Origin of the sequence: Streptomyces sp. NPDC020884 (assembly GCF_044333935.1) — a bacterium.
Lineage (GTDB): Bacteria > Actinomycetota > Actinomycetes > Streptomycetales > Streptomycetaceae > Streptomyces.
On the sequence record NZ_JBIRRY010000005.1, the window covers coordinates 397,418 to 408,775 of the forward strand.

Genomic DNA, 11,358 nt, shown 5'->3' on the forward strand with positions numbered 1-11,358 from the left:
CTTCTGTTGTGTCCGGCGTTTGTGTCCGGTGCCGGATCAGTCGCGCTGTGCGCCCTGGGGCAGCGTGCGCAGCTTCATGGCCGACGCGGTGGCGGAACCGAAGCCGTAGTCCAGCAGCTTGGCCGCGTCGTTGTAGCGGTCGGTGCCGTTCAGGATGACGCCGACGTATGTCTTGTCGCCCCGGGTGGCGGCGAAGATGAGGCAGGGGCCTGCCGCGGTGCCGGTGCCGGTCTTGATGCCGACGGCGCCGCTGTAGGAGCCGAGCAGCTGGTTGGTGTTGTACCAGGTGTACGTGCGCACCGCGCCGGTGCTGGTCGGTATGGGGGCCACGTACTTGGTGGTGCTCATGATGCCGCGCAGTGTCGAGCCCCGCATCGCGTAGCTGGCGAGCTGCGCGAGATCGCGCGGGGTCGAGTAGTTGTTCCCGGCCGCCGAAATGCCGTCGAACGAGTCGAACTTGGTGTTGGTCATCCCGAGCGACGCGGCCTTCGCGTTCATCTGGCCGATGAACTGCTTGGTCCGGGCGGCCCGGGTGGTGCCGACGCCGAAGGTGTCGGCGAGCGCGTAGGCCGCATCACAGCCGGACGGAAGCATCAGGGCGTGGACCAGCTGACGGACCGTGGCCTTGTCGCCGGTCCTCAGGTCCGCCGTGCTGGCGCCCTGGGCCGTGACGTAGTCGCGGTAGGCCTGCGAGATGGTCACCTTGCGGGACATGTCGACGCCGGGGGTGTTGAGGACCACGGCGGCGGTCATGACCTTGGTGGTGCTGGCCATCTGCCGCTTGATGTCGGCGGCCTTGCCGTACTTCTTGGCACCGGTCGCCCTGTCCTGCAGGAACGCGCCCTTGGCGCTGAGCGTCGGCAGGGCGGCAGCGGCGTGGGCAGGCGATGCGAGGGGCGTGACCGCAAGCATCACGCCACCGGATACGACGGCTGCGACGACAGAGTTGCGCAGGCGCTTGCTGCGGGCCTTGTGATCGGCCTGGGGGCGGGACTTGTGGCTCGATATCAATGAACGCTCCGAGTTCGCGAATGCATTGAGGGACCGGGATATGGAGAGGCCCCGATACGAGACTCATGAGCGGCCCGCAAGGATGTACGCGGACATGGCAAAGATCTGTCGGTGGGCCCGTGACGCGTGGGCCCGCGCGACGACCGCGCGGGCCCAGCGGCCTTTCGCCCGGCCGGGGACAGGGGCCCTACTTCTTGAAGCCGTAGTCCATCAGCTTCTTCGCGTCGGCGGTGCGGTTCGCCTCGGAGGACGAGGTGAGCACGGTGCCGATCACGGTCTTGCCCTTGCGGGTCGCGGCGAAGACCAGGCAGTACTTGGCGGTCGGGCCGGAGCCGGTCTTCACGCCGATGTCGCCGCTGTAGCTGCTGAGCATCTTGTTGGTGTTGCTCCACGACATGTAGCGGTAGCCACCGCTCTTCGTGGTCACCTTCTGCTTCGTCGCCTTGGTCTTGACGATCGAGCGGAACGTGGAGTTCTTCATCGCCTTGCTGGCGATCTTCGTCAGGTCACGCGGGGTCGAGTAGTTGTTGCCACCCCCTATGCCGTCGAACGAGTCGAAACGCGTGTTCTTCAGCTTGAGGCTCTTCGCCGTGGCGTTCATCTTGCCGATGAACGACTTCACGCGGGCCGCGCGGGTCTTGCCGGAGCCGAACTTGTCGGCCAGGGCGTACGCGGCGTCGCATCCGGAGGGGAGCATCAGGCCGTAGAGGAGCTGGCCCACGGTGGGCTTGTCGCCGACGATGAGCCGGGCGGACGAGGCGTTCTTCTTGACGATGTAGTCGCTGTACGCCTTCTGGACCGTGACCTTGGACTTCAGGTTCACGTTCTTCTGCGACAGGACCACCAGCGCCGTCATGATCTTGGTGGTGGAGCCCGTGGACCGGCGGGTGTCCGCGGACTTGGTGAAGAGGGTCTTGCCCGTGCCGTTGTTCATCACGAAGCCGCCCTTGGCGACGATCTTCGGAGTCGGCGGCGTGGCGGCGTGCGCGGTGGAGGCGAAGGCGCTGCCCGCGAGCACCGCACCGGCGGTGAGGGTCACGGTGGCCGTGACGGTGACGCGATTGATGCGCTTGATGCCGATTTTCAACTGAACGCTCCAAATGCCCCTGATATGCGGCTACATAAGGGTGCCGCTCGGAGGGAAGACTCCTGGGGCGGGGCAATGGATGTGTTACCGAACGGGTGAATTTGCGCAGGCTTGACCTTGGGCAGTAGGGGCGCAGCAACCCTTGCCCCGCCAGGCCTCGCGGCCCTCCTTGACCGCGATGACGGCGATGGCGAGGGCGGCGACCGGGTCGGCCCAGGACCAGCCGAGGGTGGCGTTGAGGGCCAGTCCGACCAGCAGGACGGCGGACAGGTAGGTGCACAGCAGGGTCTGCTTCGAGTCCGCGACGGCGGAGGCGGACCCGATCTCGCGTCCCGCCCGTCGCTGGGCGGCCGACAGGAACGGCATGACCGCCAGGGAGAGCGCGGCGATGACGATGCCGAGGGGGGACGGTTCCGCCTCGCCGGTCCCGGCCAGCGCTCGGACGGCGTCGATCGCGACGTACGCGGCGAGCGCGAGGAACGACACCGCGATGATCCGCAGGGCGGTTCTCTCCCGGCTCTCGCGCACCGCGTGCTCGCGGGCGGAGAACTGCCAGGCGACCGCGGCGGCGGAGGAGACCTCGATGACGGAGTCCAGGCCGAAGCCGATCAGGGCGCTGGAGGAGGCGAGCGTTCCGGCGGTGAGGGCGACCGCCGCCTCGATGACGTTGTAGGCGATGGTGGCCGCGACCAGCAGTCGTATCCGGCGGGCGAGCGCATCCCGGCGGGCCGGGGAGGGGCCGATGCTGAGCGCGGTCATCAGCAGCAGCCCTTCGTCTCCGCGTCCGGGCAGGTGCGGTCGGTCTCGACGGCCACCACCGCGGAACGCAGGTCGTCCAGTGCGTTGCCGAGACGTTCGTCGGCCAGCTCGTAGCGCGTCCGGCGGCCGTCCGGCACCGTGACGACGAGGCCGCAGTCGCGCAGACAGGCCAGGTGGTTGGAGAGCCGGGTGCGCGAGATGCCGAGGGCCTCGGCGAGGTCGGAGGGGTACGCCGGAGCCTCGCGGAGCGCGAGCAGCAGGCGGCAGCGGATCGGGTCGGCGAGTGCGCGGCCGAACCGCGCGAGCACCTCGATGTCGGAAGCGACGGTCAGCATGGGGTGACAGTACAGAGATTCCTGAATTCAGGGAAGCCTGAATTGTTGGCGGAGTCCGATCGATCTGCGGACTCCGATCGATCCCTGGACTCCGGTCGATCCGGAGGTCCAGAATCCGGACGGCTGCCGACATGCGTGCATGTTGTATCTATGCTGTGCGCATGCCTGCCGCATCCTCCGCGTCCGTTCGGTCCGCGCCCTCCTCCCTCAAGCGCCCGCCCGCCGCCGAACGCGTCTACACGCACATCAAGGAAGCCGTCCTGGACCGCCGCTACGAGGGCGGGACGCTGCTCACCGAAGGGGACCTCGCGGACGCGGTCGGCGTCTCCCGGACGCCCGTGCGCGAGGCACTGCTGCGGCTGGAGGTCGAGGGGCTGATCAAGCTCTACCCGAAGAAGGGCGCGCTCGTCCTCGCCGTCTCCGCGCAGGAGATCAAGGACGTGGTGGAGACCCGGCTGCTGGTCGAGGAGTTCGCGGCCCGCAAGGCGGTGCCCGCCTCCGCGCAGTTGATCGCCCGGCTGGAACAGCTCCTGGAGGAGCAGCGGCAGTTGGCGGAGGACGGCGACCTGGCGGCGGTGGCCGTGAAGGACCGCTGTTTCCACGCCGAGATCGTCAAGCACGCGGGCAACGAGATCCTCTCGCGCCTCTACGACCAGCTGCGCGACCGTCAGCTGCGGATGGGCGTCGCGGTGATGGAGGCTCACCCGGGCAGGATCGAGGCCAACATCACCGAGCACGGTGAGCTGCTGGAGGCGATCCGGGCCGGGGATGCCGAGGGGGCCGCGCAGGTCGTGCGCCGCCATGTCGGCCGGGTGCGGGTGCTGGTGCGGGGTGAGGACCGGTGAGCTCGGCCGCCGCGTCCACCCTGTCGCTGCCCGGTGACCCGCCCGGCGGCCGGCGCGCCGCCTGGATCTGGGGCATCGGCGTCGCCGTCTACTTCGTCGCGATCATCTTCCGTACGAGCCTGGGCGTCGCCGGACTCGACGCCGCCGACCGGTTCGAGGTCAACGCCTCGGCGCTCTCCACCTTCTCCATCCTCCAGCTCCTGGTCTACGCGGGCATGCAGATACCCGTCGGGCTGATGGTCGACCGGCTCGGCACCAAGAAGGTCCTCACCATCGGGGTCGTCCTGTTCACCGTCGGGCAGCTCGGCTTCGCGCTCTCCCCCTCGTACGGGATGGCGCTGGCGGCCCGTGCGCTGCTCGGCTGCGGCGACGCGATGACGTTCATCAGCGTGCTGCGGCTCGGCAGCCGCTGGTTCCCGGCCCGGCGCGGACCGCTGATCGGCCAGGTCGCGGCGCTGTTCGGGATGGCGGGCAACCTCGTCTCGACGCTGTTCATCGCTCGGGCGCTGCACAGCTACGGCTGGACCACGACGTTCGTCGGGAGCGCGCTGGCGGGTGTCGTGGTGCTGGTGCCGCTCCTGCTGTTCCTCAAGGACCACCCCGAGGGCCACGAGCCGCCGCCCGCCGAGCACGCCGGCGCCGCATACGTCCGCCGGCAGATCGCCGCCGCCTGGCGGGAGCCCGGGACCCGGCTGGGGATGTGGGTGCACTTCACCACCCAGTTCCCGGCGATGGTGTTCCTGCTGCTGTGGGGGATGCCGTTCCTGGTCGAGGCGCAGGAGCTGAGTCCGGGCACGGCGGGCACGCTGCTGACGCTGGTGGTGCTGTCCAACATGGTGGTGGGGCTCGTCTACGGGCAGATCGTCGCCCGGCACCACGAGGCACGGGTGCCGATCGCGCTGGGCACGGTGGCGGCGACGGCCCTGCTCTGGGCGTCCGCGATCTTCTATCCGGCCGACCACACGCCGATGTGGCTGCTGGTCGTCCTGTGCGCGGTGCTCGGCACCTGCGGGCCGGCCTCGATGGTCGGCTTCGACTTCGCCCGGCCGGCCAATCCGCCCGAGCGCCAGGGCACCGCCTCGGGAATCGTCAACATGGGCGGGTTCGTCGCCTCGATGACCACGCTGTTCGCCGTCGGGGTCCTGCTGGACGCCACGGGAGACAACTACCGTGTCGCGTTCGCCTCGGTCTTCGTCCTGGAGGCGTTCGGCGTCACCCAGATCCTGCGGCTGCGCCGCCGGGCGGCGCTCAGGGAACGCGACCACCACGTGGTGAGCCGCGTCGAGGCCGTGCACGTGCCCGCCTGACCTCTTGTGTGACGCGCGCGGCGGCGCGCCCGCCCAGGGTCCGGGACGGGCGCCGCCGGGGCGCGGGACGGACGGTGCGGCGTGCCCTACGGCGTGACGGCGAAGTTCTCCAGGATCGTGGTGGCCAGCTCCTGGTCGCCCTCCACCTTGATCCGGTCGGCAACCGCCGCGTGGCGGACCCGGCCGCAGGCGAGACGGACGTACGTCTCCCAGTCCAGCGACAACGTCACCGCGGGGCCCAGCGACGGGGCGCCGTCTATCGAACCGCGGCCCTCCGCGTCGATCCGTACCGTCCGCAGGAACTCCACCGGCCCGTGCACGTCGAAGACGACCGCCGAATGGGCGGGTGCGCCCGCGCCCTTGGCGACCACCTTCGGCAGCGCGGAGAGCAGGGTGTCCCGGGTGATCAGGGCGCCGGGAGAGTCGAGGTTGCCCGGCTGTCCGAGCGTGGTGCGCAGGTCCTGCTCGTGCACCCAGACGTCGAAGGCCCGCCGGTTCAGCGCCACTTCGAGGGTCTGCTCGGTGCCCAGCGGGGCGCGGACCGTGGTCTCGGGGGTGCGCGACTCGTTGCGGAGCTGCCGGGCCCGGCGGATGAGGACGTACTCCAGCTCGGAGGTCATCTCCGGGGCGGTGTGGTGCCGCCGGACGTCGACCTGCATCTCCATGTAGCGGGCGAAGTCGCTCTGTACGTGGTAGAGGTCGCGCGGCAGGGTGTGGATCGGCCGGGGATCGCCGAGCATCTCGCATTCCATGCCGATGACGTGCGACACGATGTCGCGCACCGACCATCCCGGGCAGGGCGTACGGCGGTTCCACTCGCTCTCGGCGAGGGGCTTCACCAGCTCGGCTATCGCCTCGATGGAGTGGGTCGCGGCGTCGGCGTAGTTCTGGAGGCTGGGATGGACGGTCACGGGACCCCTCGTGCGGTTCTGCGGTGCATGGGCTGGAGAGAGCAGGGAGTGCTGGCAGGTGGGCTGGCACTGACGGCGCTGTCGGCGAGCTGCGTGGGAGGTTCGGTCCAAGTTACGCTGCGAGCAGGCACCCCGGCAGTGCTTTCGTGTGACGATCGTAGGCCCGTGTTGACGGCTTGAATGCCAGGACGGTGGTAGTGTGCGCCCCTCCCTCATCCAGATCGCAGTAGACCCGGACGAATCCGTCGAGGCCCGCAGGGCGCGTGCCGCCTCGCTGGTGGTCGCCCAACAGGGGTCCGACCTGGTGGTTCTCCCTGAACTCTGGCCGGTCGGGGCGTTCGCCTACACGGCGTTCGCGGAGGAGGCCGAGCCGCTCGAGGGCCCCACGCACGAGGTGATGGCGAAGGCGGCGGCCGAGGCCGGCGTCTGGCTGCACGCAGGCTCCTTCGTCGAACGCGCCGACGACGGCACCCTCTACAACACCAGCCTGGTCTTCTCGCCCGAGGGCGAGCGCTCGGGCGTCTACCGCAAGATCCACCGCTTCGGCTTCGACCAGGGCGAGGCGGTGATGATGGGAGCGGGCGAGGAGTTGGTGACGGTCGCCCTTCCGGACACCACGCTGGGCCTCGCCACCTGTTACGACCTGCGCTTCCCCGAGCAGTTCCGGGGGCTCGTCGACGCCGGAGCCGAGACGCTCGTCGTCGCGGCGGGCTGGCCCGAGCGCCGACGCTCCCACTGGACGCTCCTGGCGCAGGCCCGTGCCGTGGAGAACCAGGCGTACGTCCTGGCCGTCGGGACGGCGGGCACCCACGCCGGCGTCCAGCAGGCCGGGCACAGCATCGTCGTCGACCCCTGGGGCGAGGTGCTGGCGCAGGCGGGCGCGGACGAGGAGATCCTGACCGTCGAACTGGACCCGGCGAAGGTGCGGGCGACCCGGGAGCAGTTCCCGGCCCTGAAGGACCGCCGGCTGGGGCTCGCGCCGCCGCGCCTCTGAGACCCTCGCTGTTTCACGTGAAACAACGAACTCCCGCGCGGGGCCAGGCGCTCAGTCCTCGTTCTCCTTGTCCGCCAGCACGATCACGCACATCGCCACGGCGATGAGCAGCGCGGTGTCGGCGTCGTCCCGGACGACGTCGATGCCGTACGTGTCCCGGATGGTCAGCCAGCGGCGCGAGACCTGGGCCAGCAGTTCACCGTCGTACTCGACGGCGAACTCGCGGTCCAGGATCTTGCCGCTGACGTCCAGCTCCGTGCCGTCCACCAGCGTCACCCGGTAGTGGTTGCGGAGCAGCGAAAGCCGCTTGCGCTTGACCTTGGCCAGCTCCTCGCCGCCCCGCTCGATGAGCATCGTGTCGCGCAGGCTGATCAGCTTCTGCCGCAGCTCGACCAGGACCCGGCCGTCGGCGTCCTTCAGCTCGAAGGTGTCGCGCAGCCGCATCGCCTTGCCGTCGACCAGGAAGACCTTGCGGCCCCGGTCGTCCTCGATCCAGTAGTCGTCGCCGATGGCGAACAGCCGCTCACGTACGAGAAGTCTCATGCGTCACAGGTTCCCCCGACGCCCGGCGGAATGCGCGCAGGCGATCACGGTGTTGACTGGTGACATGGCAACACGTGCACGCGTCCGCGCCCCCGAACTCATCGGCAAGGGCGGCTGGCTCAATACAGGCGACCAGCAGTACACCCTCGCTGACCTGCGGGGACGCATCGTCATCCTCGACTTCTGGACGTTCTGCTGTGTGAACTGTCTGCATGTCCTGGACGAGCTGCGCGAGCTGGAGGAGAAGCACCGCGACACCGTGGTGATCATCGGCGTCCACTCGCCGAAGTTCGTCCACGAGGCCGAGCACCAGGCCGTCGTCGACGCCGTCGAGCGCTACGAGGTCCACCACCCCGTCCTCGACGATCCCGAGCTGGCCACCTGGAAGCAGTACGCGGTACGCGCCTGGCCGACGCTCGTCGTCATCGACCCCGAGGGCTATGTCGTCGCCCAGCACGCGGGCGAGGGCCACGCGCATGCCATCGAGAAGCTCGTCGAGGAGCTGGAGGCCGAGCACGCCGCCAAGGGCACGCTCCGCCGCGGGGACGGCCCCTACGTGGCGCCCGAGCCCGTCGCCACGCATCTGCGCTTCCCCGGCAAGGCACTCCTCCTGCCGGACGGCGGTTTCCTGGTCTCCGACACCACCCGTCACCGCCTCGTCGAGCTGGACGCCGACGGCGAGACCGTGCGACGCCACTTCGGCACGGGGGACCGCGGTCTGGCCGACGGCGGCCCGGAGGCGGCCCGGTTCAGCGAACCGCAGGGGCTCGCCGTGCTCCCGGACGGCCGTATCGCCGTCGCGGACACCGTCAACCACGCGATCCGCGCTCTGGATCTCACGACCGGGGTGACCAGCACCCTCGCCGGGACCGGCCGCCAGTGGTGGCAGGGGACCCCGACCAGCGGTCCGGCGCGCGAGGTGGACCTCTCCTCGCCGTGGGACGTGGCGTGGTTCGGCGACCGGCTGTGGATCGCCATGGCGGGCGTGCACCAGCTGTGGACGTACGACCCGCGGAGCGCGACCGTACGCGTCGCCGCCGGGACCACCAACGAGGGCCTGGTCGACGGGCCGGCCGCCGAGGCATGGTTCGCCCAGCCGTCCGGGCTCGCCGTGTCCGCCGACGGGGAGCGGCTCTGGGTCGCCGACTCGGAGACCTCCGCGCTGCGCTACCTCGACCGCGACGAGCAGGTGCACACCGCCGTCGGCACCGGCCTCTTCGACTTCGGCCACCGCGACGGGGCCGCCGACCAGGCGCTCCTGCAGCATCCGATCGGCGTGACCGCGCTGCCCGACGGGTCCGTGGCGATCAGCGACACGTACAACCACGCGCTGCGCCGGTACGACCCGGCCTCCGGCGAGGTCACCACGCTGGCCACCGACGTCCGGGAGCCCAGCGACGCGGTGCTGGTCGAGGGCGACCTGGTCGTCGTCGAGTCGGCCCGCCACCGGCTGACCCGCCTCCGGCTCCCCGAGGAGGCGGTCCGGGTCACCGACCGGGCGCACCGCACCCAGCGCGCCGCCACCGAGATCGCCCCGGGCACCCTGCGCCTGGACGTCGTCTTCCAGGCGCCCGCCGGACAGAAGCTGGACACCCGCTACGGGCCCTCGACCCGGCTGCTGATCTCCTCGACCCCGCCGGAGCTGCTGGCCGGGGGCTCCGGTGCGGGCACGGACCTCGGGCGCGACCTGGTCCTCGCGGACGGGGTCACCGAGGGCGTGCTGCACGTCTCCGCGATGGCGGCGTCCTGCGACGACGACCCGGCCAACGAGTACCCGGCCTGCCATGTGCACCAACAGGACTGGGGCGTCCCCGTCCGCGTGACCGCGGAGGGAACGCCCCGGCTGCCGCTGGTGCTCGCAGGCATGGACGAGCAGGGCTGAGAAGACCGGCCGGGTCGCCCCCTCACGGGGCGGCCCGGAGCGCGGTGGCCGTCAGCGGTAGCGCTGCTCGTCCTCCGGGACGACCGTGGTGGTGGGTGGCATGACCACCCGGCGGCGTCGCGCGATGCTCATGTAGACGAAGACCCCGACGAGGCCGACGAGCATCATGATCCAGCCGACCAGGTCGACATTGACGGTGTCCATCTTCCAGTCGGTGGCGAACGCCAGGATCGCGCCCCCACCGATCAGGAGAATGCATCCTCCGAGTCCCATGAATCCCGCCTCCTCGACCGCCCGGTGAATCCGGACCGGTGTACGCCTCGGGTACCCGGCCCGGCAACAACCATGTGCGCGAGGGCGGTTGGGTGACCGGCCGGGTCAGCCCGCCAGGAACGCGACGAGGGCGTTCGCCAGCAGATACGGGTCGTCCGCGCCGCACAGCTCACGCGCGCTGTGCATCGAGAGGATCGCGACGCCGATGTCCACGGTCTGGATGCCGTGCCGGGCAGCGGTGATCGGACCGATCGTGGTGCCGCAGGGCATCGCGTTGTTGGACACGAAGCTCTGCCACGGCACGCCCGCCTTCTCGCAGGCCGCGGCGAACACGGCGCGGCCGCTGCCGTCGGTGGCGTAGCGCATGTTGACGTTGACCTTGAGGATCGGCCCGCCGTTGGCGACCGGGTGGTGCGTAGGGTCGTGCCGCTCCGCGTAGTTGGGGTGCACGGCGTGGCCGGTGTCGGAGGAGAGACAGACCGTGCCGGCGAAGGCGCGGGCGCGGTCCTCGTACGTGCCGCCGCGTGCGAACACCGAGCGCTCCAGCACCGAGCCCAGCAGCGGTCCGTCGGCCCCGGTGTCGGACTGCGAGCCGTTCTCCTCGTGGTCGAAGGCCGCGAGCACCGGGATGTAGGGGATGTCGGCGTCCGGCTGCCCGGCGACGGCGGCCAGGGCGGCGGTCGCGGCGTGCACCGAGAGGAGGTTGTCCATCCGGGGCCCGGCCACCAGCTCCCGGTCCCGGCCCAGGTAGGAGGGCGGCTCGATGGCGTGCGGCATCAGGTCCCAGCCGGTGACGTCCGCCGCGTCGACGCCCGCCTCCTCGGCGACGAAGCGGATCAGGTCGCCCTCCTCGACGTCGCCGAGCCCCCAGATCGGCTGCATGTGCTTCTGCCGGTCGAGCTTGAGCCCTTCGGTGTTGGCCGACCGGTCCAGGTGCACGGCCAGCTGCGGCACCCGCAGCAGCGCCCGGTCGATGTTGACCAGCCGGTGGGTGCCGTCCCGCAGCGAGATCCGCCCGGCCAGCCCCAGGTCGCGGTCGAGCCAGGTGTTCAGCAGGGTGCCGCCGTACACCTCGACGGCGATCTGGCGCCAGCCGTGCGCCCCGCTGTCGGGCAGCGGCTTCACCCGCAGGTTCGGGGAGTCGGTGTGCGCCCCGGCGATCCGGAACGGCGTGTGCGGCTGCGCGCCCTCCGGCACGTACCAGGCGATGATCGCCCCGCCGCGCAGCACGTACTTCCCGCCGGCCGACGCGTCCCAGGCGGCGGTCTCCTCGACCTGCCGGAAGCCGGCCTCCTCCAGCCGAGCCGCCGCGTTGGCCACGGCGTGGTACGGGGACGGGCTGGCCGCCAGGAAGGACATCAGGTCATCGGTGTGCGCACGGTCGAACCGGAGAGGGGAACTCATGTTCTTC

Annotated in this window: 12 protein-coding genes; 4 read left to right on the top strand and 8 right to left on the bottom strand. The window is 70.6% G+C overall.

Annotated elements, in window-relative coordinates:
• Window positions 1–36: 36 nt before the first annotated feature.
• From ACH4UK_RS18690 to ACH4UK_RS18705, 4 genes are all read right to left on the bottom strand, one after another.
• Complete coding sequence (locus ACH4UK_RS18690) at window positions 37–912, bottom strand: D-alanyl-D-alanine carboxypeptidase family protein (protein ID WP_398357532.1); 876 nt, start codon at window positions 910–912, stop codon at window positions 37–39.
• A 286-nt stretch (window positions 913–1,198) separates the two neighbouring features.
• Window positions 1,199–2,098, bottom strand: a complete 900-nt coding sequence (locus ACH4UK_RS18695; RefSeq protein ID WP_398357533.1) for a D-alanyl-D-alanine carboxypeptidase family protein — start codon at window positions 2,096–2,098, stop codon at window positions 1,199–1,201.
• 84 nt (window positions 2,099–2,182) lie between these two features.
• On the bottom strand, window positions 2,183–2,857 hold the full coding sequence (locus ACH4UK_RS18700; RefSeq protein ID WP_398357535.1) for a cation transporter: 675 nt from the start codon (window positions 2,855–2,857) through the stop codon (window positions 2,183–2,185).
• On the bottom strand, window positions 2,857–3,192 hold the full coding sequence (locus ACH4UK_RS18705) for an ArsR/SmtB family transcription factor (RefSeq protein ID WP_398357537.1): 336 nt from the start codon (window positions 3,190–3,192) through the stop codon (window positions 2,857–2,859). Before ACH4UK_RS18705 ends, ACH4UK_RS18700 begins: the two co-directional genes overlap by 1 nt.
• Before the next feature lie 161 nt (window positions 3,193–3,353).
• Here ACH4UK_RS18705 and ACH4UK_RS18710 point away from each other — a divergent pair, with 161 nt between their 5' ends.
• The gene (locus ACH4UK_RS18710) at window positions 3,354–4,037 is read left to right on the top strand and encodes a GntR family transcriptional regulator (protein WP_398357539.1); all 684 of its coding nucleotides are present in this window, start codon (window positions 3,354–3,356) and stop codon (window positions 4,035–4,037) included.
• Window positions 4,034–5,344 carry a nitrate/nitrite transporter gene (locus tag ACH4UK_RS18715; RefSeq protein ID WP_398357540.1) on the top strand — a complete coding sequence of 437 codons (1,311 nt, stop codon included), beginning with the start codon at window positions 4,034–4,036 and terminating at the stop codon, window positions 5,342–5,344. The genes ACH4UK_RS18710 and ACH4UK_RS18715 overlap by 4 nt, the downstream gene beginning before the upstream one ends.
• Before the next feature lie 86 nt (window positions 5,345–5,430).
• Here ACH4UK_RS18715 and ACH4UK_RS18720 read toward each other — a convergent pair whose 3' ends face one another.
• Window positions 5,431–6,255, bottom strand: a complete 825-nt coding sequence (locus ACH4UK_RS18720; RefSeq protein WP_398357542.1) for a maleylpyruvate isomerase family mycothiol-dependent enzyme — start codon at window positions 6,253–6,255, stop codon at window positions 5,431–5,433.
• Window positions 6,256–6,454: 199 nt separating this feature from the next.
• Between ACH4UK_RS18720 and ACH4UK_RS18725 the strand changes: the two genes are divergently transcribed.
• On the top strand, window positions 6,455–7,249 hold the full coding sequence (locus tag ACH4UK_RS18725; RefSeq protein ID WP_398357544.1) for a carbon-nitrogen family hydrolase: 795 nt from the start codon (window positions 6,455–6,457) through the stop codon (window positions 7,247–7,249).
• A gap of 51 nt (window positions 7,250–7,300) precedes the next feature.
• Here the strand turns inward: ACH4UK_RS18725 and ACH4UK_RS18730 are convergent, their stop codons facing one another.
• A complete protein-coding gene (locus ACH4UK_RS18730) occupies window positions 7,301–7,792 on the bottom strand; it encodes an LURP-one-related/scramblase family protein (RefSeq protein WP_398357546.1) in 492 nt (163 codons plus the stop codon).
• A gap of 64 nt (window positions 7,793–7,856) precedes the next feature.
• On the opposite strand from ACH4UK_RS18730, the gene ACH4UK_RS18735 reads away from it, so the two are divergent.
• Window positions 7,857–9,674, top strand: a complete 1,818-nt coding sequence (locus ACH4UK_RS18735; RefSeq protein WP_398357547.1) for an NHL domain-containing thioredoxin family protein — start codon at window positions 7,857–7,859, stop codon at window positions 9,672–9,674.
• Window positions 9,675–9,725: 51 nt separating this feature from the next.
• Here the strand turns inward: ACH4UK_RS18735 and ACH4UK_RS18740 are convergent, their stop codons facing one another.
• Window positions 9,726–9,947: a DUF6458 family protein gene (locus ACH4UK_RS18740; protein ID WP_398357549.1), complete on the bottom strand. Its 222-nt coding sequence runs from the start codon at window positions 9,945–9,947 to the stop codon at window positions 9,726–9,728.
• Window positions 9,948–10,052: 105 nt separating this feature from the next.
• Window positions 10,053–11,351: a M18 family aminopeptidase gene (locus tag ACH4UK_RS18745; RefSeq protein WP_398357551.1), complete on the bottom strand. Its 1,299-nt coding sequence runs from the start codon at window positions 11,349–11,351 to the stop codon at window positions 10,053–10,055.
• Between the last annotated feature and the right edge of the window lie 7 nt (window positions 11,352–11,358).